Genomic DNA, 21,350 nt, shown 5'->3' with positions numbered 1-21,350 from the left:
TACGTCGAATGCCGATGCACCGCGCGGAAGCTCACCTTGGGCTCGCGACCGCATAGCGCTGCCTCAGCGCCTGCACCGGCCGCTCGATCAGCCGGTAGGAGAGCATCGCGGCGAGGATCGCAAAGGCCGAGGTGACGACGAATGTCACGAGTGGCGAGGTCTCTGCCCTGAGCGCCTTTGCGACCGGGTAGTGCCAGAGATAGATCGAGTAGGAAATCACCCCGATGTATACGAGCGCCGGATGCGAGAGCAGGCGGTAGTGGCGCGTCTCCTGCGTGGCGGTCAGCGACAGGATGAGGCCGGCCGCGGCGAAATCGGCCGTCAGGCTGCCCCATGTCATCGACTCTGTCGTGCCGAATTGCAGCGACACGCTGAGCGCGACCAGCACGCAGATCGACAGGGCGCCAATGGCGCCGGCAAGCGGCGCTCGCGGTTTCCAGTCGACGAAGGCCATCAGGCTGCCGAGGATCAGGCCGCTCAGCCGTGTGTCGAAGCGGAAATAGGTCCGGTACCAGTCGTCCCAGATCAGCCGGTCGGCCATGCGCCAGCAGGTGGCGAAGAGAAAGCTTGCCGCCAATAGGGCGATCGCGGTCCCGACGGAGACCTTCCGCAAGGCGAGCAGGGCGAGGGGCCAGAGCAGGTAGAACTGTTGCTCGACCGCCAGCGACCAGGTGTGCGACACCGCTGAAGGCATGCCAAACAGGATATGGGAATAGTCCGACAGATAGAGGCCGGCCAGCAGCACCTCGAGATTGGCGTCGTCCTTGGGAAAGAGGAAGGGCGCCGCCAGATAGAAGGCCACGAGAAAGGCGATGAGCGGCGGCCAGAGCCGCATCAGGCGTCGACCATAGAACGTTGTCAGGGACAGCGTGTCCTTCCTTTCGATCTCCTGCCGGAGAATCGCGGTGATCAGGAAGCCGCTGAGGACGAAGAAGATGTCGACGCCGATCATGCCGCCTGGAACGAAGGGCAGGTTGCTGTGGAAGGCGACGACGAGGAGCACCGATATGGCACGCAGTCCGTCCAGCGCTGGATTGTATTTCATGGCTCTTTCCGCGTTTGATTGTCATTGACGCCGGCCTGCGCTGCTATCGCGAGGCCTGTGCGTTCCGGCCACTCCCAAGGCCGGATTACCCGCATCTCGGCGGGCGTCCTGATCGGCAACCGCAAGCGGCACCACTTTGTTCCCGTTTGCAAAACAGGCTCGGGCAAGACCGGTGATCTATGCCGGGCCGATCTTGGAATGGGATGACCAGTATGACGATGCTTCTGGCCAAAGCGCGGCGGGAATATGAAAGCGGAGACCACAATTCCGCGTTTCAGACCCTGAAGACGGTGCTGGCGACCGAAGAGGACAATGCGCAGGCGCTGATCCTGACGGGCCTTATCGAGGAGAAGCGTGGGCATGGCGAAGCCGCCGCGCGCCACTTCGCTCGCGCCGCCGATCTCGATGCCGGCCGTTACAAGCCGCTGATCTTCAAGGCCGTGGAAAACCTGCTCTCCGCGTCAAGACAGAATGAGGCCGTCTCGCTGCTGAAGTCCGCCGGCGACCGGCGGCCGGACGACTATGATTTCGCCTACACGCTGTGCGCCTTGCTGCGCGAAACCGGGCGTTATGACGAGGCGCTGCCCTATGCCGACTTCATCGCGCCGCGTGCCATGGACTTCAACGGCTGGCTGAATGCCGGCATCGTCCTCTCCGGCCTTGGCCGCTACGACCAGGCCTATCCGCTGCTTCTGAAGGCCTATGGCGCCAATACGTCGGAGCGGCTGGCGCTGAGCGAGGCCTTCTGGTGCGCCAGCTGCCTGTGCGATTTCGGCATGGCCGACCGGCTGCAGGCGGAACTGGAAGCCGCCTATGCCGCCGAAGGGGCCGTCGCCGACATCCGCGAAAACGCCTTCCGCAATCTGACCTGGTGCGGCGATGAAGAGATCAATGCCCGCACCAGCCGCCGCACGGCGGAAGTGCTGCTGCCGCCGGTCGCGCCGAAATGGAAATCGACGCGGCAGCGCGCACAGGACGAGCCGGTGCGGATCGGCTATCTCTCCTGCGACTTCCACGACCATGCGACCATGGCGCTGTTTGCCGGCGTGCTCGAACACCATGACCGCGAGCGCTTCGAGGTCTACGGCATTTGCCACACCGCCCGCAGCCGCCGGCACGAGAAGATGCATTTGCGCTTCCTCGACAGCGTCGACTACTACATCGACATCCTCGACATGGACGACGATGCGGCAGCCGCCGCCATCCGCGATTGCGAGCTCGATATCCTCGTCGACCTCAAGGGCTATACGCAGGGAAGCCGGATCGCCATCTTCTGCCGTCGGCCGGCGCCGGTGCAGGTCACCTATCTCGGCTTTCCTGGCAGTGTTGCCGGCGCCGGCATCGATTACGCCATCACCGACCGGATCGTCACGCCGGACTTGAGCGCCGCCTTCTACCAGGAAAGGCTCCTGCGCATGCCGGGAAGCTATCAGGCGAATGATGCGACCCGGCCGCAGATTGTCCGAAAGGGCGCGCGCGCCGACCACGGTCTTCCCGAGCACGAGATCGTCTTCTGCTCGTTCAACCAGTCGCAGAAGATCCGTGGTTCCGTCTTCCGCGCCTGGATGCGGATCCTGCGGCAGGCCGAGGGCTCGGTTCTCTGGCTGGCGGCGCAGACGCCGATGGCGGAGGAGTTCCTGTGCCGGGCCGCGGAAGCGGAGGGTGTCGCCCGTTCGCGCATCGTTTTCGCGCCGAAGGTGGCGATGGCGGACCATCTGCAGCGCATCGCCATGGCGGATGTCGCGCTCGACACCGGCCCCTATAACGGTCACACCACGACGTCGGACGCGCTGTGGGCCGGCGTGCCGGTGGTCGGCTGGAAGGGCACCAACTTCGCCGGTCGGGTAACGGAGAGCCTGCTGGCTGCGATCGGCCTGCGTGAGCTTGTTGCCCCGAATCTGGACGGATTCGTGCAAATCGCAGTCGAACTGGCAGAAAACGAGACGCGCCGGACCGAGCTCAAAAAACATCTTGTGAATTGCCGCAAGTCGGCCCCGCTTTTCGACACGATTTCCTTTACACGGGACTTCGAAAATTGCCTTATGGGCGCACTGGCTGACGTAACGTCAGCTTGAGGCAAGTTACCGGGAATACTTGCATTTCCGTCGACAAGAATACCGGCCACCTCGCAATTGGTCGGCATGACGGAGGAAGGGAACCGCCTTCCCTTCCTCCGTCACAAACCATCATCGATGGTCAGGCCGAAAGGCCGTATTTGCCCAGTTCTTCCTTGAGATTGTCAGCGCCGGTAAAGTGGATGGCGTTCCATCCGTAGGCCTTCGCGGCCGCGATGTTGGCGGCGGAATCGTCGATGAACAGCGTCGCCGATGGCGTCAGCCCGAAGTCCTTCGTGTGCCGGTCGTAGATCGCCGGGTCGGGCTTGATCAGCCCGATGTCGCCGGACACGGTGACGCCGCGCGGCAACTTCAGGAAGGGATAGATCTCCTGTGCCTGCCGGAACGTGTCGGAGGCGAAGTTCGTCAGCATCGTCACGTCGCGGCCTTCGTCGATAAAGCCGGTCATGATCGCGACGCTGCCGTCATAGGCATGCGGCACCATCTCGTGCCAATGCTTGCGGAACGCGCGGATGCTGTCTTCATGATCCGGATAGACCGCGATCAGGGCATCCTCAGCCTCTTCCCATGTTCGGCCCCGGTCCTGTTCGACGTTCCACTCGTGCGTGCAGACATTGGCGAAGAACCATGCCCGCTCTTGTGGATCGGGGATGATCCGCGAGAAGGGCAACTCGGCATCATAATGAATGAGCACACGGCCGATGTCGAAGACGATGTGGCGAATGTCTGCAGTCATGCTGTCGTCCTATCCTTTTGCCTTGAAAGCGTCCGGTATAGCGGCGGCGACTGCTTTTTTCATGACTGTCGGCAGCGCCTCGGCATCAAGATTTGTAACCGGCGCCCACCATCCGTCATTGCGCTCCCGGCGCGTGACGTCGGCCCGGAAGACCGAAAGCCTGAGCTCGAAATGGGTGAAGACATGGGCAATGTCGCCGGCCGGCCGCCAGTCCGCCGCAAAGGGGGCGGCGTCGGTGCCGGTCTCGCCGTCCTGCCTTGAGGTCCACTCGGTCGTCGGCACCTCCGTCATGCCGCCGAGCAGGCCGCGATCTTCGCGGCGCTTGAGAAAGACGGTGCCGTCGCCCGCCACGGCGACGAAGGCCGCGCCGCGCCGCAAGGGTTTCGCCTTCTTCGCCGCCTTGACCGGATAGCGCTCGGGATCGCCGTCGGCGAGCGCAAGGCAGCTCTCCTTGAAGGGACAGAGGATGCAGCTCGGCCGCTTCGGCGTGCAGGTGGTGGCGCCGAGATCCATCATCGCCTGCGCGAAGTCGCCGGGGCGGTCGTCGGGCGTCAGCGCGGCCACCTTCGCCTTCATCTGCGGCTTCGCGCCGGGCAGGGGATCGGAAATGGCGTAGAGCCTGGAAATTACCCGCTCGACATTGCCGTCCATCACCGCCGCTGGCCGGTCGAACGCAATCGCCGCCACGGCCGCCGACGTGTAGTCGCCGATGCCGGGCAGTGCCTTCAGCCCGTCCTCCGTGTCGGGAAACCGGCCGCCATGCTCGCGGGCGACGGCTTCCGCGCATTTCTTCAGGTTGCGGGCCCGGGCGTAGTAGCCGAGGCCGGCCCAGGCCGCCATCACATCGGCGGTGTCGGCGTCGGCGAGGTCGGTGACGGTCGGCCAGCGCGAGGTGAAGACCTCGAAATAGGCCTTCACCGCCTGCACGGTGGTCTGCTGCAGCATGACCTCCGACAGCCAGACGCGGTACGGATCCGGCTTGATGCCGCGCGCCGCCATCGGCGGCGAGACCCGCCAGGGCAGGTCGCGATGGTGCCGGTCGTACCAGGCGAGAAGGTCGGAAGATCTCGGAGAACTGGGGATTTTGGTGTTCCTGGGCGTCATTGTTTGCGGCGGATTCGCGAAAGTGCGATACTTGTGGCCGAACGTGCGTCGCCGATCAAGGCAAAGACGCCGAACGAGGCAAGATGCGACCGCCGAAACAAGGTGCCAAATACGGAGCCAGACAGATCGCCGAGGCCGCCAACGGCATCATCGATCCGTTGCTGGCCAAGCGCGCCGGCATTTCGTCCGCGCTTCTGGCCGGTTGGGACGGCATCGTCGGCGACGAGTTTGCCGATTGTACCCGGCCGGAAAAGATCGCCTGGGACCGCCGCGTTTCCGAGAGCGGAACGGGCGGCGGCTATCAGCCGGGAACGCTGATCATCGCCTGCGAAGGCGCCCGCGCGCTGTTTCTCACCCATGCGCAGGGCGAACTGATCGGCCGCATCAACAGTTTCTTCGGCTTTCCGGCGATCCGCCAGATCCGTATCGTCCAGAAGCCGGTATCCGTCGCGCCGGTGAGGCGTCCGCTGCCGGCGCTGCGTGGGGAGGCCGCCCGCAAGCTTGACGGCATGATGGAAGGCATCGAGGACGACAAGCTGCGCCAGGCGATCGAGCGGCTCGGCCGCGGCGTGCTGGCAGCAAAACGCGGTCGCTGATATTTCTTCTGGCCGTGGATGAAGTGCTGGTCGTGTTGCGGTCACAATTGTTTGAAGATAGTCCGGTCAAACAAACCTTGTAAGCTGCCGGTCGCCGCGATATCCGGGTGCCGACAGTTTTTTCGCGAATTCGATTACACGATAGGTGACTATATGCCGAAAGCCGAACTTGAAATTTCGAAGCGCCGCCTGCTCGGGGGCATCGCCGTCGGTGCGGTAGCACTGGCCCTGGCCTCCTGCTCGGACAGCAAGGACGAGAGCGCGCAGAAATCCAGCGATCCGGCTCAGGCCAAGACCGACCCGACCGAGACCGCTTCCACCGACAAGCCGGCGACCGAGACAAAGGTGGACGTGCCGGAAGCCGAAGGCTCCGTCGACGTCGCCAAGCTGATGGAGCCAGGCCCGCTGCCGGAAGAATCCGTCGGCAAGGCCGACGCGCCGGTCACGATCGTCGAATACATGTCGATGACCTGCCCGCACTGCGCGCGCTTCTCCAATGATGTCTTCGAAGAGATCAAGAAGAAGTACATCGACACCGGCAAGGTGCGCTTCATCCTGCGCGAATTCCCGCTCGACAACCTCGCTGCCGCGGCCATCATGCTGGCGCGCTGCGCCCCGGAAGGCCAGTATTTCCCCTTCGTCGAAGTGCTGTTCAAGCAGCAGATCACCTGGGCGACCGCCGACGACAAGAGCGCGGCGCTGCTGCAGATGTCGAAACTCGCCGGTTTTACACAGGAGAGCTTCCAGGCCTGCTTGACGAACCAGAAACTTCTCGATGATGTGACGGCAGTGAAAAACCGGGCTGCGACGGAGTTTGGCGTCAACGGCACCCCGACCTTCTTCATCGACGGGAAGCGCTATTCTGGAGAAATGTCGGTTGAACAGATGTCAGCGCTCATCGACCCGCTGCTTTGATCCGTCCGATGTCTTGACAAAGACGGGCCACGGCCACCGCCGTGCGCCCGTTTTTTTGCGTCTTGGCGCTATCAGTGATGCTCGTGGGACGTACCCCTCCCCAACCCCTCCCCACAAGGGGGAGGGGCTTACGCTGACGTCATCGCTTCACCTGAGGTTGGGCCGCGACATCGCCACGAGCCTTCTCCCCCCTTGTGGGGGAGATGCCCGGCAGGGCAGAGGGGGCATTTATTCCAAGCATGCTCGATTGATCCATGGAGCCCCGGCCCCATGAAGTTCAACAAGCTGCGCCTCGTCGGTTTCAAATCCTTCGTCGAACCCTCCGAGTTCTTCATCGAGGAGGGGCTGACCGGCGTCGTCGGGCCGAACGGCTGCGGCAAGTCCAATCTCGTCGAAGCGCTGCGCTGGGTGATGGGGGAAAACTCCTACAAGAACATGCGCGCCTCCGGCATGGACGACGTCATCTTCTCCGGCTCCGGTAACCGGCCTGCGCGCAATACGGCCGAGGTTGGCCTCTATCTCGACAACTCGGATCGCACGGCACCCGCCGCCTTCAATGATGCCGACGAGATCCAGGTGACCCGCCGCATCGAGCGCGAGCAGGGCTCCGTCTACCGCATCAACGGCAAGGAGGCGCGCGCCAAGGACGTGCAGCTGCTCTTCGCCGATGCTTCCACCGGCGCGCGTTCGCCTTCCATGGTCGGGCAGGGCCGCATCGGCGAGCTGATCCAGGCGAAGCCCCAGGCCCGCCGCCAGCTGCTCGAAGAGGCGGCCGGCATTTCCGGCCTGCATTCCCGCCGCCACGAGGCGGAGCTGAGGCTGCGCGCCGCGGAATCCAATCTCGAACGTCTCGACGACGTCACTTCGCAGCTCGAAAGCCAGATCGAGAGCCTGAAGCGCCAGGCCCGCCAGGCGTCGCGCTTCAAGTCTCTGTCGGCCGATATCCGCGCCCGCGAGGCGATGCTCCTGCATATCCGTTGGGTGCAGGCTAAGGATGCCGAGGGTGAAGCGACCAGCGAGCTCAACCAGACGACGGCGGTCGTCGCCGAGCGCGCGCAGGCCCAGATGGAGGCCGCCAAGTCGCAAGGCGTGGCGAGCCTGAAGCTGCCGGAACTGCGCGAGAACGAGGCGGCGATGGCCGCCGCCCTGCAGCGCCTGCAGATCGCCCGCACGCAGCTTGAGGAGGATGCCAACCGCATCCTGCGCCGGCGCGAGGAGCTGACCCGCCGCCTGGCGCAGCTCGCCCAGGATATCGAGCGCGAAAGCCGGCTTGTCGCCGACAACGCCGCCATCCTGGCGAGACTTGATGCCGAAGAGGCGGAGCTGAAGGCGGTTCTCGCCGATTCCGGCCGCATGTCCCAGGAGGTGAAGGACGCTTTCGTCGCCGCTTCCGATACGCTGGCCGCTTCGGAAAAGACGCTTGCCTCGTTGACGGCCGAACGAGCCGAGGCGGCGGCGCTGCGCCATCAGCTGGAGCGCGCCATTCGTGATCTCGCCGACCGCAAGCTCAGGCTCGACCGGCAGATGCAGGAAACGAACGCGGAAGTCGCGGCGATTGCCGAGCGCATGTCCGCGCTTCCCGATCCCGCCGAAAAGCAGGAACTGGTGGAAGCCGCCGAGATCGCGCTGGAGGATGCCGGCATCGCCGTGCAGGACGCCGAAAGTCGCCTTGCCGACGCCCGACGTCACGAGGCGGAAAGCCGCCAGCCTGTCGAGGCGGCACGGTCTCGCGTCAATGCGCTCGAAACCGAAGCCCGCACGATTGCCCGCATGCTGTCGGCGGGCGAGGCCGCCGGCGAGTTCGCGCCCGTCGCCGATGCGCTGACGGTGACCAAGGGCTACGAGACGGCGCTGGGTGCTGCCCTTGGCGACGATCTTGAGTCCGCGCTTGATCCCGAAGCTCCCTCTTACTGGTACGAAAACGGCGATGGGAAGACCGATCCGGTCCTGCCAGCGGGCACTGAACCGCTGTTGACGCATGTCGCGGGACCGGCGGCGCTGACCCGCAGCCTGCGCCAGATCGGTCTGGTTGCCGATGCGGATGCCGCCCGGCTTGCCGCCCTTCTGCAGCCCGGCCAGAAGCTGGTGACGAAGGCCGGTGCCGTCTGGCGCTGGGATGGCCACGTGACCGGCGCCGATGCGCCGAGCGCCGCCGCCCTCCGTCTCTCCCAGAAAAACCGGCTTGCCGAACTGGAAGCCGAGACCGACGAGGCCCGCATCGTGCTCGAGGATGCGGAGATCGCCCTTCGCGCCGCCGGCGACCGCATTCGCGCCGAAGAAGGCCAGCTCAACGCGGCCCGCGACACTGTGCGGCTGGCGACCCGGAGGGTGGCCGAAGCCCGCGAGGCGCTGGCCGCCGCCGAACGCGCCTCCGGCGACCTGATCCGCCGCCGCGACGTCTTGAATGAGGCGTTGGGGCAGATCCGCGCGCAGCTGGAGGAGGTCGTCATCCGCGAGGAGGACGCCCGCATCGAGATGGAGAGCGCCCCGGATCTGACCGATCTGGACGAGGCCCTGCGCGCCCAGCAGCTCGACGTCGCCAATGGCCGCAGCGTGCTTGCCGAGGCCCGTGCCCGGCACGAGAGCCTGAACCGCGAAAACGAGGCACGCGAGCGGCGTATATCCGCCATCGCCGAGGAACGCGCCGCCTGGAAGGCGCGGGCGGCCAATGCCGAGGAGCACATCCAGACGCTGCGCGACCGGGAGGAGGAAGCCCGAGAAGAGGCCGCCGATCTCGACGTCGCGCCCGAGGAAATGGAAGAGAAGCGCCGGGCGCTGATGACGGAGTTGCAGAAGGCGGAGGCAAACCGCCGCGACGCCGCCGATCGCCTCGCCGAAGCCGAAGCCATGCAGCGCCACGCCGATCAGTCCGCCGCCCGCGCGCTCTCCGAACTCGCCGAAGCGCGCGAGAAGCGCGGCCGCGCCGAAGAGCGGCTGGTGTCCGCCCGCGAGCGTCGTCAGGACAGCGAAAACCTGATCCGCGAGGCGCTGCAATGCGCCCCGCACGAGGCCTTCCGCCTGACGGGCCTCAAAGTGATGGATGAGATCCCCGACCCGCGCGAGGTGGAGCGCGAACTGGAGCGGTTGAAGATCGAGCGCGAACGCTTGGGCGCGGTCAACCTGCGCGCCGAGGAAGAGCAGAAGGAGCTGTCCGATAAGCTCGCGGCGCTCATCAAGGAGCGGGACGACATCATCGATGCGATCCGTAAGTTGCGCGGCGCGATCCAGAGCCTGAACCGCGAGGGCCGCGAGCGGCTGCTGGCCGCCTTCGACGTCGTCAACGAGCAGTTCCGCCGTCTCTTCACCCACCTCTTCGGCGGTGGCACGGCCGAGCTTCAGCTGATCGAATCCGAGGATCCGCTGGAAGCCGGCCTCGAAATCCTCGCCCGCCCGCCCGGCAAGAAGCCGCAGACCATGACGCTGCTGTCGGGCGGCGAACAGGCGCTGACGGCGATGGCGCTGATCTTCGCGGTCTTCCTCACCAATCCGGCGCCGATCTGCGTGCTCGACGAAGTGGATGCGCCGCTCGACGACCACAATGTCGAGCGCTACTGCAACCTGATGGACGAGATGACCCGCTCGACCGACACCCGCTTCATCGTCGTCACCCACAATCCGATCACCATGGCGCGCATGAACCGCCTGTTCGGCGTGACCATGGCCGAGCAGGGCGTGTCCCAGCTCGTCTCCGTCGACCTGCAGACCGCCGAGCGCCTGCGCGAGCCGGCCTGATCCGGCATTCATCCAACACACCCGGGAGAGGGCCTTTGAAGAAGACCGTATTCGCCGTGTCGTGCCTGCTGATGATTCAGGGGGCGGTCTTCGCTGAGGAGAAGCCGGTACCGCTCGCCGGCCAGAACCTGGGCGAGGTGCTGGACAAGTCCGAAGCCCGTCGCAAGGTGGTGGAGAAACTGCGCTACGGCATTCCCGGCCTGCCGAGCTGGGCACGCTATTTCATCCGCCGCAACGACTATGTCTCCACACCGTCGGAGGAGGTCGAGATCGGCGGGACCAAATACCAGCTCTTCCACACCTGCCAGCCCGGCAATTGCGCCGGCATGCAGATGCACATCCTGTTTTCCGCCGACGGCAAGCAGGCCTGGATGCGGCTCTTTGAGAAGGGCAAGCCCGACATTTTCCTCGGAGAGCCGGACGAGGGGCAGAAGAAGGTTCTGTCGGAGAAGAACGGGCTGTGAGGGGCTATGAGATAAGGGCCGGGTGGAACGGGGCTATGCGCCTTCAGGTCGGTCATAGAGGTAGTCTTTACGGGGGGACCGAACGCGGACGTTGTTCGAGGCGAAGTCTCGTCGCCTTTGCGGGACAAAGCCCTCGTATGCGATGGTATAGTTATGTCTGCTTCGCCGAGTTTCTGATAGATCTACACCAGTCTTGGGAATAACCATGTATGCTAAAAATCTATCGCTTCTTCTTCATCGTGAACTTTCTGAAAATCTATCATACGATGAAACACTAAAACGATTTGAGAGCCTACGCGGATATGGGCAAATTCCACGTGGGCGAGACAAGGCAGCGCAACGCCTCACCAACAATGAGATCGCAGGTGCCGTTTTAGGATATGTGCCAACGCTGAGCGGGTGGGCTGGGCATGTGGCAATGATAATGAGTGATCTTCGGCCCGTCGGTGGCGTTTCTGCGTCGTTTAAAGAGGCGGGTTCTCTCCGCGAGGCAATGGCTGCTCTACTCAGCAAAGATGAGGACTGCAATGCTTTTGTGTCGCTCACGCTTTCTATAGCTCGTATTCCCGGAAACGACGAGTACCAGGCAAAACTGCTTTTCGAGGAAAATGGCCAACGCAAGATCGCTTCATATGTGTCAAAAGACGCACTGAGGCTGGCTGTATCCGGGGCCGAAAAGACGTTTGACCCTGATCGACTGTTGTCAACCAACACCCGCCAACTCGTCCTCAGCCGAGAGTTTTTTCAGAAATTGAAGCGCGATGTCGACCTTTCGCGTCATTTGGACAGACCACTGGAAACGGATTGGCGTGAGTATGACACAGAGGAGCAGCGCAACGCCTTCCACAAACGCCTCGGTGCGCGCGGAGGGTCAAGGTTCTTGAACCTTGGCGTCGAGACGACGGTCACTTGGCCAAAAGACCCGACGCGAATCGAGTTCGGCGGCCATCATTTCGTGCTGTTTCCAAAAACCAAGGAACACTCGCATTCGATCAGCATCGACCTGGCAGGCGAGCGTATTAAAACAGAAGACGCTAGGACTCTTCTCAACCGCTTTTTGAGCATCCTTTGTTGGTGTGACGATCGTCATGCTATTCTGCGCGAGGGTTGGTCGGGAAACCCTGTACCAGTACCCGTGCCAAGGCGTGACATGGCAATCTCCACCATGACGACTTGGATGTTCTACCGCTCCATGCCTGATGATGAGCGGCTTTTGAATTGTCTTTCCTATTACAGGGAAGGCCTTAACGCTGCTGAAGCAGGGATAGCGTCTCAGGAGATGCTTAGTTTTTACAAGGTTTTCGAAACTGATTTCAAAGAGTTCGGACGGAGAGAAATCGGCCCCAAGACACAAGAATGGATTACAGCTGTTTTTGAAGAAGCTTGTAAGAATGTCCGCTCAGAAATGCTGCAACGCTTCCATGCCGACAGACAGAGCGTACCGTTTGCAGAATACATTCATAAAAATTGTCGTGTTGCAGCCGCACACGCCTCTAAGGACTATCCGTCCGATGCAGATGTGTCATCCGAGACGCAGAGATTGTCTATCGCCGCTGAAATAACAAAGGCTTTGGCACGGCACTACATACGAACAAAATTCGATTTCTCAGATTCGTATTTGAGCGACGAAAAAGTTTCCTAGCAGCCATTCGCTGCACTCGAATTTAATGGTCGTTTTTAGGCAGAACTCCAACGTCGGCGTCCAAAATTGCGATGTCCGCTTTCCTGTTGGACGCCGCGTTGCGAAAATTCCGTTACCTGCCCCAAAACAACCGGCCGCCCCCTGCCGGTCCCCGTCACCCCCCAATAAACACCTTGAACTTGTCTGCCCAGTCCTTGTGCCAGCGCGAGAGGGCAGGGCGGTTTTCGATGATGTCGCCGATCGCCCAGCCCATGCGCTTTTCGTCAAGCGCGCGCGGCGTGTCGTTGTCGGGGCAGAGGATGTAGAAGTCGCCGCGCTCCAGGCTTTCCAGCATGAAATCGACCGTCTGCTCGGCCGACCAGGCGCCGTCGGGTTTCGGTCCGCCATTGGCGGCGGTCAGCCCCGTATGCACCCAGCCGGGGATCAGCAGATGGGCCTGCATGGCGCTGTCCGGCAGGTTGCGCAGCTCGTGGGCAAGCGCCTCGGTGAATGCCTTCACGCCGGCCTTGGAGACGTTGTAGGCCGGGTTGCCGGGCGGCGTGGTGATGCCCTGCTTGGAACCGGTGTTGATGATCACGGCGGGCTTGCCATGCGCCTTCATCGCCGGGCCGAAGACCTGCGTGCCGTTGATCACGCCCCAGAGATTGACGCCGAGAATGCTCTCGAACGGGCCGGCCTCGCCGAGACACGCGGATGCCGGGCCGATGCCGGCATTGTTCATCAGCACGGAGACCGGCGGCAGTTCGGCGGCGATCGTCTCGGCCGCCTGTTCCAGCGTCTTGCGGTCGGAGACATCGACGCCGAGCGCCAGAACGCGTGCGCCGGAGGCCGAAAGTGCTGCTGCGGACTTCTCCAGCGTCTCGCCGGGCAGGTCGAGCATGGCGATTGCCATGCCCTTTGCGGCAAGCGCCTTGGCTGCGGCAAGACCGATGCCGGATGCGGCGCCGGTGATGACGGCCGTCTGGCCGGAAACGATGGCGGGGTGGCTCACGGTGGGTTCCTCCTTGCGATGATGCCGCGCCGCCCGTCGATCGGGGATCTTCGGGGCGGCGCTGGTCGTTGACCATCAACATAGGCAAGAGCGGTGCGGAGGCAACCGCAAAGCGTCAGGCGGCGAGCGAACCGTCGACGATGATCACCGGCCGGTTCTGCGAGCAGCGCTCGATGCGGGCCTCGACGCGGTAGACGTCGCGCAGCAGCTGTTCCGTGATGACGTCCTCGACCGGGCCGGAAACGATCATGGTGCCATTGGCAATCACGATGGCATTGTGACAGTAGCGCAGCGCGTGATTGATGTCGTGCAGCGCGATCATCACCGCCATGCCTTCCGTTGCCGCCAGACGGCGCATGAAGGTCAGCACCTCGATCTGCCGCGACAGGTCGAGCGCGGAGGTCGGCTCGTCCATCAGAAGGATCTCCGGCTTGCGCACCAGCGCCTGGGCGATGGCCGCAAGCTGCCGCTGGCCGCCCGACAGTTCGCCGAGATTGCGGAAGGCGAGGTCGTTGATGCGCAGCGCCTTCAGGATCATGTCGATGAGCTTCAGCTCGCTGTCCGCCACGCGCCAGCCGCCGGTCTTCTGCTTGGCGGCGAGAAGGATGGATTCGTAGACCGTCAGCACGGCATTGGCGCTGGTGTCCTGCGGCATGTAACAGGCAGCCTCGTCCGGATCGGCAGCGCCGGTGATCGTCACCGTGCCGGCGCCGGGCAGCAGCCCGGCGATGCGCTTGAAGAGCGTCGACTTGCCGGCGGCGTTGGGGCCGATGACCGCCGTCAGTTCGCCGCCCTTCAGAAGGTCGGCAGACACGCCGGAGACGATCTCGCGCCGGCCATAGCGGGCGCCGACTTCGGTAAGGGTGAGGGTTACCATGCGCGTCTCCTGTTGGTGAAGATCAGCGAGAAGAAGAAGGGCACGCCGACAAGCGCGGTGATGACGCCGATCGGCAGCACGGCGCCGGGGATCAGCATCTTCGACAGGATCGAGGTCAGCGACAGCATCAGCGCGCCGGAGAGCAGCGAGGCGGGCAGGAAGAAGCGCTGGTCCTCGCCGACGATCATGCGGGCGATATGCGGGCCGACGAGGCCGACGAAACCGATCGTGCCGACGAAGGCGACCGGAATGGCGGCGAGCAGGCTGACCGTCAGCATGGTCTGCAGCCGCAGCCGGCGGACATTGATGCCGAAGCTCGCCGCCTTGTCGTCACCGAGACGCAGCGCCGTCAGCGCCCAGGAGTTGCGGATGAACAGCGGAATGGTGACGATGAGCACGGCGGCGGTGATGTAGACCTTCGGCCATGTCGCCTTGGTGAGCGACCCCATGGTCCAGAAGACGACGGCGGCAAGCGCCTGTTCCGATGCCAGGTACTGCATCAGCGCCAGCAGCGCATTGAAGGTGAAGACCAGCGCAATGCCGAGCAGGACCATCGTTTCGACCGTCACGCCGCGCATCGACGAGGCGAAGTGGATGAACAGCGCCGCCACCATCGCCATCAGGAAGGCGTTGAGCGGGATCATGTATTCCACCGCGCCCGGCACGAAGGCAACACCGGCGACCAGCGCCAGCGAGGCGCCGAAACCGGCGGCCGCCGAAATGCCGAGGGTGAACGGGCTTGCGAGCGGATTGGCGAGGATCGTCTGCATCTGCGCGCCCGACGCCGACAGCGCCGCGCCGACGGTGATCGCCATCAGTGCCACCGGCATGCGGATGTCCCAGATGACGACGCGCAGCTGCACGTCGGACCCGGCGGGGTCGAGAAGCGCCGAGAAGACCTGGGCCAGCGTGTAGCGCGCCGGTCCCAGCGCCATGTCGGTGGCGACCGAGAGGATGAGGGCGATCGTCAGGCCGGCGAGGATCAGCAGCCGGCGCGTGACGAGACCGCGATAGAGGATGCGGCTTTCGCTCGCCGTTTCTGCCTCTGCATTGGCAAGGGTCATCCGTTTGTTCCTTCCTTCAGGGCAACCGCGTAGCCGGGCTTGTAGTCGACCGGCAGGAACGTCTCGTGCAGCGTGCGGAGCGTCTGGTCCGGATCGAGGTCGGCGAACAGGTCCGGGTGGAACCACTTGGCAAACTGCTGGACGGCGACGAAATCGTAGGGCGTGCCGTAGAACTGGTGCCAGATGGCATAGACATGTCCCTTCTTCACCGCATCGAGGCTGGCAAAAGGCTGGTCTTCCATCAGACCTTCAAGCCGTACCCGCGCCTTGGCGAGATCGGCGCCCGGGCCGAGGCTGACGAAGCGGTTGATGTCGGAGGAGCCGGTCCAGTTGGCGCCGGTCACCATGACGATGTCGGGATTGGCGGTAATCAGCTGTTCCGGGTTGAGGTCGCCGAAGATGGTGTTGAAATAGTCGGAGCCGACATTGTGTCCGCCGGCCAGCGCGATCATCTTTCCGAAGTTCAGCGGACCGAAGGTGCGGCAGCAGCCAATGGTCCCGTAGATGCCGGGCGCGCGTTCGAGATAGACGGACGGTTGCTTGAGGTCGGGATGCTGCTTCAGGCGGTCGGTGACGACGGCCAGCTGTTCGCGGCGGAAGTCGATCAGCTTCTCGGCCCGCTCCTCGTTGCCGAAGATGTCGCCGAGCGCGCGGATCGAGCGTTCCATGTTGGCGTCGGGATCGGCGCGGAAATCGATGTAGACGAGCTTGATGCCGGCGGCGGCCAGCTTCTCTTCAAGGCCGCTTTCCTCCGCCGCCTTCTCGGATTCGAGATTGAGCGTCATGACATCCGGTTTGAGCGCGATCGCCGCTTCCAGATTGAAGGTCCCGTCGCCGACATAGCCGAAGCGCGGCAGATCGGCGATCTGCGGGAATTTTTCGAGGTAGCTGTTGTAGGTGTCGAGGTCCTTGCTGATCAGGTCGTCACGCCAGCCGACGATGGTGTCGAAGGTCTGCAGGCCCTTGATCGCCGCAACCACGCTCACCTGCCGTGCCTCGCCAAGCAGCACGCGCTTGGCCGGCGCATCGATTTCGACGGTGCGGCCGGCGGCATCTTCGATGGTGACGGTCTTGGCCGACGCGAACTGGGGGGCCAGAAACGCAAAAGCCGCCAAAGCGGCAGCCGGCAGAAAACGGATCAATGTCATGTCATGCTCCAGAAAATGAACCCGGCGGGATGGGGTTCCCGCCGGGTGATCGTCTTGTCAGCCGCCGTAGTTCACGGACACGAAGTATCCGCTTTCATACGGGACGGGCAGGAAACGCTTGTGCAGTTCGGAGAAGGTCGCGTCCGGGTCGAGGTCCTTGAAGAGGTCCGGATGCAGCCACTTGGCAATCTGCTGGATGGCCACGAACTGATAGGGATTGTTGTAGAACTGGTGCCAGATGGCGTGGACGTTGCCTTCCTTCACCGCCTTGATGCCGGTGAAGCCCGGGCGGTCCATCAGGGCGGAAAGCTTGCGTGCCGCTTCCTTCTGGTCCGCGCCGGCGCCGAGGCCGACCCAGTTGCCGCCCGGAACGTAGAGTTCCCAGTTGGCGCCGGTGACGATCACCTGGTCGGGATCGGATGCGATGATCTGCTCCGGATTGACCGTGCCGAACGTGCCGGGAATGATGTCCTTCGCCATGTTGATGCCACCGGCGATCTCGACCATCTTGCCGAAATTCTCGTCGCCGAAGGACATGCAGCAATCGTCGGAATAGCCTCCGGCGCGTTCCATGAAGACCACCGGCTTCTTCTCGTCCGGATGGGCGGCGAGAACGTCGGTTACCTTGGCGATTTCTTCTTCGCGGAACTTGATGAAGTCCTCGGCGCGGTCTTCCTTGCCGTAGAGCTTGCCGATCAGGCGCATGCTCGGCTCGGTGTTTTCCATCGGCTTCTCGCGGAAGTCGACATAGACGACCGGAATGCCGACCTTGGCGAGCTTTTCGATGTAGCCGGCTTCCTCGGTAGCCGCCTTCGCGTCGATGTTCATGATGATGACATCGGGACGCAGCGCCACGGCCTGTTCAATGTCGAACGTGCCGTCCTTGATGCCGCCGAAGGTCGGCAGCTTGTCCATCTCCGGATACTGGCGGAGATATTCGTTGTAGCCGTCGAGATCGGCCTTCTTGAAATCGTCGCGCCAGCCGACAACGCGCTTGAACGGGGCGTCCGTGTCGAGTGCCGCGGTGAAATAGATCTGCCGGCCTTCGCCCAGAATGACCCGCTCCACCGGAACGGAGACCTCGACCTTGCGGCCGGTGATGTCTGTGAGGGTCGTCATGTCGCCGGCAAAGGCGAAGCTCGTGGAAAGCGTGGCGTAGAGGGTCGCGGCAAGTGCCGAGCGGCTCAATAATTTCATCATTTCCTCTCCGGAATTGTGCTGGACCTTAAAAATCAATGCTGATAATCAGGCTCAAGTTTCGCCATATTTAAGATGATAAATTTGGTCAAGAAATATCTTTTGGAGCGGTTCTAAACTGCCGCTTGCAGCCACTGGAAGAGACGATGACGGACGCGCTTGCAAACTTCGATTTGCGTGATGAAATAAAGGCTTACTGGTCCGAACGGGCGGCGACCTTCGATGACCAGCCAGGCCATGAGATTTTCTCCGAGGCCGAGCGCGCCGCCTGGCACAACCTGATCCGCAGACATCTCGGCGAGGGCCGTGGCCGCAAGGCCCTCGACCTTGCCTGTGGCACAGCCGTCGTCTCGCATCTGATGGACGATCTTGGCTTCGAGGTCACCGGCATGGACTGGTCGGAAACGATGCTGGAGAAGGCCCGCGCCAAGGCCGCAAGCCGCAAGCGCCGCATCCGTTTCGTTGTCGGCGATGCCGAGAACACGATGGAGCAGGATGCAAGCTATGATGTCATCATCAACCGCCACCTCGTCTGGACGCTTGTCGATCCCCAGGCAGCGTTCCGCGAGTGGTTCCGCGTGCTCAAACCCGGTGGCAAGCTGCTCGTCATCGATGGCGACTTCGTCAACAAGGGCCTGGTCGCACGCTTCGCCTCATGGCTGGCGACGAAGCTCAACGGTCCGCAGGACGGCCACGGCGCGGTGCGCAGCGCCGAGATGATGAAGACCCATCGCAGCATCCTGTCGCGTGTCCATTTTTCCGAAGGCGCGAGAGCTGATGCCGTCGCCGCCCTGCTCGCCGAAGCCGGGTTTTCCCCGGTCAAGGCCGATCATGGGATGCGGCCCATCCACCGCGCCCAGGCCGCCAATTTCTCGTTCCTGAAAGGCCTCGAGCGCAGCACCCAGCACCGCTATGCCATCCTCGCCATCAAGCCGAAGGACTGATCGCCCGCGGACCTTTCTGTCGCACCGCTGAAACATTTTTTGTGCGATGCACCATTGTGCCACAGTTTTGATTTTTCATTTGGAGTCGAATGCATTAGGCTCCGGCTTAAAATGACAAAAGGCAAATGGGAATGACGAAGTGGGTCTACACGTTCGGGAACGGAAAGGCCGAGGGGGGAGCGTCTGATCGCGATCTGCTGGGGGGCAAGGGCGCCAATCTGGCAGAGATGGCAAGTCTGGGATTGCCGGTGCCGCCCGGCATGACGATCGTCGCGGACGCCTGTGCCTGGTTCTACAAAAACGGTCATACGCTGCCGGAAACACTCGCCGGTCAGGTTCTCGAGGCGCTCGCCGCCATAGAGGCCGACACGGGCCGCAAGTTCGCAGGCTCCGAGCGTCCGCTTCTGCTTTCGGTGCGCTCCGGCGCGCGGGTCTCCATGCCCGGCATGATGGACACCGTCCTCAACCTCGGCCTGAATGACGAGACCGTGCAGGCGCTCGGCCACGATGCCGGCGACGCCCGCTTTGCCTGGGACAGCTACCGTCGCTTCATCCAGATGTATGCCGACGTGGTGATGGGTCTCGATCACGATTTCTTCGAGGACATCCTCGAAGAGGAAAAGGGCCGGCTCGGCATCGAGAACGACACGGATATCACCGCCGTCGAATGGCAGACCATCGTGGCGCGCTACAAGACGCTGATCGAGGACGAGCTCGGCGAACCCTTTCCGCAGGACCCGATCGAGCAGCTCTGGGGCGCCGTCGCGGCCGTCTTCAAGAGCTGGATGAATCCGAGGGCCGTCACCTACAGGCATCTGCATGACATTCCGGAAGCCTGGGGCACGGCGGTCAACGTCCAGTCGATGGTGTTCGGCAATCTCGGCAATGCGTCGGCAACCGGCGTCGCCTTCACCCGCAATCCCTCGACCGGCGAAAAGATGCTCTATGGCGAGTTCTTGGTGAATGCCCAGGGCGAGGATGTCGTCGCCGGCATCCGCACCCCGCAGAGCATCACCGAGGCCGGCCGCATTGCCTCCGGCATGGACAAGCCGTCGCTTGAAAAGCTGATGCCAGAGGCGTTCGCGGAGTTGAGCGCCATCGCCACCCGGCTCGAGGAACACTACTGCGACATGCAGGACCTGGAATTCACCATCGAGCGCGGCAAGCTGTGGATGCTGCAGACCCGCTCCGGCAAGCGCACCGCCAAGGCCGGCATGAAGATCGCCGTCGACATGGTCGACGAGGGCGTGATCGATCTCGACGAGGCGATCATGCGCGTCGAGCCGTCCTCGCTCGACCAGCTGCTGCACCCGACCGTCGATCCGCGCGCCAACGCGCCGGTGATCGGCTCCGGTCTCCCTGCGTCTCCTGGGGCCGCGACAGGTGAGATCGTCTTCTCCGCCGAGGAGGCTGTCGCCGCACAGAACGAGGGCCGCAAGGTCATTCTTGTGCGCGTCGAGACCAGCCCGGAAGACATTCACGGCATGCATGTCGCCGAAGGCATCCTGACGACGCGCGGCGGCATGACCAGCCATGCGGCGGTGGTTGCCCGCGGCATGGGCATTCCCTGCGTCACCGGCGCCGGCACCATGCGCGTCGACATGCGCAACGAGGTGCTGCTCGGGCTCGGCGTCGTCCTGAAGCGCGGCGATGTCATCACCATCGACGGCTCGTCCGGCCATGTCATGCGTGGCTCCGTGCCGACGCTGCAGCCGGAACTCTCCGGCGATTTCGGCCGCATCATGGGCTGGGCCGACAGCGTGCGTCGCATGACGGTGCGCACCAATGCCGACACCCCGACCGACGCCCACTCGGCCCGTTCCTTCGGCGCCGAGGGCATCGGCCTCTGCCGTACCGAACACATGTTCTTCGAAGGCGACCGCATCCACGCCATGCGCGAGATGATCCTCGCCGAAAGCGTCGAGGGCCGGCAGGCCGCGCTCGACAAGCTCCTGCCGATGCAGCGTTCCGACTTCACCGAGCTTTTCACCATCATGCACGGCATGCCGGTGACGATCCGCCTGCTCGACCCGCCTTTGCACGAGTTCCTGCCGAAGAATGACGAGGAGGTGGCCGAAGTCGCCGCCGCCATGGGCATGGACGCGATCACCATGCGCGAGCGCATCGACGCCCTGCATGAGTTCAACCCGATGCTCGGCCATCGCGGCTGCCGTCTGGCGATCTCGCACCCGGAAATCGTCGAGATGCAGGCGCGCGCCATCTTCGAGGCCGCGGTCGCCGCCGCCGTCGAGACCGGCGCGCCGGTCGTGCCGGAAATCATGGTGCCGCTCGTCGGCCTTCGCGCCGAACTCGATTACGTCAAGGACCGCATCGATGCGATCGCCCGTGCCGTCATCACCGAAAGCGGCACCGAGCTTTCCTATCTCGTCGGCACCATGATCGAGCTGCCGCGCGCCGCGCTTCGCGCCCACGAGATCGCCGAGGCCGCCGAATTCTTCTCTTTCGGCACCAACGACCTGACGCAGACGACCTTCGGCATCTCCCGCGACGATGCCGCCGCCTTCCTGAACACTTACCAGCGCAAGGGCGTGATCGACCATGATCCGTTCATCTCGATCGACCTCGACGGCGTCGGCGAACTGATGAAGCTCGCCTCCGAGCGCGGCCGCAAGACACGGCCCGACATGAAGCTCGGCATCTGCGGCGAGCATGGCGGCGACCCGGTGTCGATCCATTTCTGCGAGACGATCGGCCTCGATTACGTTTCCTGCTCGCCCTTCCGCGTACCGATCGCAAGGCTCGCCGCGGCGCAGGCGGCGATCCGGGTGAAGCGGGGGTGAGGGATGCGTCATGAGAAGT

16 protein-coding genes are annotated in these 21,350 nt (G+C 63.5%); 8 read left to right on the top strand and 8 right to left on the bottom strand.

Annotated elements, in window-relative coordinates:
* Window positions 1-31: 31 nt before the first annotated feature.
* Entirely contained in the window at window positions 32-1,045 is a 1,014-nt protein-coding gene (locus ACU5AZ_RS05695; RefSeq protein ID WP_446825054.1) for an acyltransferase family protein, read from the bottom strand.
* A 212-nt stretch (window positions 1,046-1,257) separates the two neighbouring features.
* Between ACU5AZ_RS05695 and ACU5AZ_RS05690 the strand changes: the two genes are divergently transcribed.
* A complete protein-coding gene (locus ACU5AZ_RS05690) occupies window positions 1,258-3,120 on the top strand; it encodes a tetratricopeptide repeat protein (RefSeq protein WP_446825053.1) in 1,863 nt (620 codons plus the stop codon).
* Window positions 3,121-3,241: 121 nt separating this feature from the next.
* Here the strand turns inward: ACU5AZ_RS05690 and ACU5AZ_RS05685 are convergent, their stop codons facing one another.
* Both ACU5AZ_RS05685 and mutY read right to left on the bottom strand, forming a co-directional pair.
* Window positions 3,242-3,856 (bottom strand): HAD family hydrolase, encoded by a 615-nt coding sequence (locus ACU5AZ_RS05685; RefSeq protein ID WP_446825052.1) that lies wholly within the window; start codon window positions 3,854-3,856, stop codon window positions 3,242-3,244.
* A gap of 9 nt (window positions 3,857-3,865) precedes the next feature.
* Complete coding sequence (gene mutY / locus ACU5AZ_RS05680) at window positions 3,866-4,960, bottom strand: A/G-specific adenine glycosylase (protein ID WP_446825051.1); 1,095 nt, start codon at window positions 4,958-4,960, stop codon at window positions 3,866-3,868.
* Between the two features lie 83 nt (window positions 4,961-5,043).
* Here mutY and ACU5AZ_RS05675 point away from each other — a divergent pair, with 83 nt between their 5' ends.
* The 5 genes from ACU5AZ_RS05675 (at window position 5,044) to mauJ (ending at window position 12,309) form a co-directional block, all read left to right on the top strand.
* Window positions 5,044-5,556, top strand: a complete 513-nt coding sequence (locus ACU5AZ_RS05675) for a DUF721 domain-containing protein (protein WP_446825050.1) — start codon at window positions 5,044-5,046, stop codon at window positions 5,554-5,556.
* Between the two features lie 153 nt (window positions 5,557-5,709).
* Window positions 5,710-6,471 carry a DsbA family protein gene (locus ACU5AZ_RS05670; protein ID WP_446825049.1) on the top strand — a complete coding sequence of 254 codons (762 nt, stop codon included), beginning with the start codon at window positions 5,710-5,712 and terminating at the stop codon, window positions 6,469-6,471.
* A 270-nt stretch (window positions 6,472-6,741) separates the two neighbouring features.
* Window positions 6,742-10,203 carry a chromosome segregation SMC family protein gene (locus tag ACU5AZ_RS05665; protein WP_446825048.1) on the top strand — a complete coding sequence of 1,154 codons (3,462 nt, stop codon included), beginning with the start codon at window positions 6,742-6,744 and terminating at the stop codon, window positions 10,201-10,203.
* Between the two features lie 35 nt (window positions 10,204-10,238).
* Complete coding sequence (locus tag ACU5AZ_RS05660) at window positions 10,239-10,667, top strand: Ivy family c-type lysozyme inhibitor (RefSeq protein ID WP_446825047.1); 429 nt, start codon at window positions 10,239-10,241, stop codon at window positions 10,665-10,667.
* 205 nt (window positions 10,668-10,872) lie between these two features.
* The gene (gene mauJ / locus ACU5AZ_RS05655) at window positions 10,873-12,309 is read left to right on the top strand and encodes a methylamine utilization protein MauJ (RefSeq protein WP_446825046.1); all 1,437 of its coding nucleotides are present in this window, start codon (window positions 10,873-10,875) and stop codon (window positions 12,307-12,309) included.
* Window positions 12,310-12,463: 154 nt separating this feature from the next.
* Here mauJ and ACU5AZ_RS05650 read toward each other — a convergent pair whose 3' ends face one another.
* The 5 genes from ACU5AZ_RS05650 to ACU5AZ_RS05630 all read right to left on the bottom strand — a co-directional run bounded on the left by ACU5AZ_RS05650 (window position 12,464) and on the right by ACU5AZ_RS05630 (window position 17,586).
* On the bottom strand, window positions 12,464-13,300 hold the full coding sequence (locus ACU5AZ_RS05650) for an SDR family NAD(P)-dependent oxidoreductase (RefSeq protein ID WP_446825045.1): 837 nt from the start codon (window positions 13,298-13,300) through the stop codon (window positions 12,464-12,466).
* A gap of 115 nt (window positions 13,301-13,415) precedes the next feature.
* On the bottom strand, window positions 13,416-14,177 hold the full coding sequence (locus ACU5AZ_RS05645; protein WP_446825044.1) for an ABC transporter ATP-binding protein: 762 nt from the start codon (window positions 14,175-14,177) through the stop codon (window positions 13,416-13,418).
* A complete protein-coding gene (locus ACU5AZ_RS05640) occupies window positions 14,171-15,241 on the bottom strand; it encodes a FecCD family ABC transporter permease (RefSeq protein ID WP_446825043.1) in 1,071 nt (356 codons plus the stop codon). Before ACU5AZ_RS05640 ends, ACU5AZ_RS05645 begins: the two co-directional genes overlap by 7 nt.
* A complete protein-coding gene (locus tag ACU5AZ_RS05635) occupies window positions 15,238-16,389 on the bottom strand; it encodes an ABC transporter substrate-binding protein (protein WP_446825042.1) in 1,152 nt (383 codons plus the stop codon). The genes ACU5AZ_RS05640 and ACU5AZ_RS05635 overlap by 4 nt, the downstream gene beginning before the upstream one ends.
* Before the next feature lie 57 nt (window positions 16,390-16,446).
* On the bottom strand, window positions 16,447-17,586 hold the full coding sequence (locus tag ACU5AZ_RS05630) for an ABC transporter substrate-binding protein (RefSeq protein WP_446825930.1): 1,140 nt from the start codon (window positions 17,584-17,586) through the stop codon (window positions 16,447-16,449).
* Window positions 17,587-17,732: 146 nt separating this feature from the next.
* Between ACU5AZ_RS05630 and ACU5AZ_RS05625 the strand changes: the two genes are divergently transcribed.
* Window positions 17,733-18,530 (top strand): class I SAM-dependent methyltransferase, encoded by a 798-nt coding sequence (locus ACU5AZ_RS05625; RefSeq protein ID WP_446825041.1) that lies wholly within the window; start codon window positions 17,733-17,735, stop codon window positions 18,528-18,530.
* Window positions 18,531-18,661: 131 nt separating this feature from the next.
* Window positions 18,662-21,331, top strand: coding sequence for a pyruvate, phosphate dikinase (gene ppdK / locus ACU5AZ_RS05620; RefSeq protein ID WP_446825040.1), 2,670 nt, complete (start codon window positions 18,662-18,664; stop codon window positions 21,329-21,331).
* Window positions 21,332-21,350: the final 19 nt, after the last annotated feature.

The sequence above is a fragment of the Rhizobium sp. PAMB 3182 genome (assembly GCF_052908355.1).
This window is presented reverse-complemented; position numbering and strand designations above follow the sequence as displayed.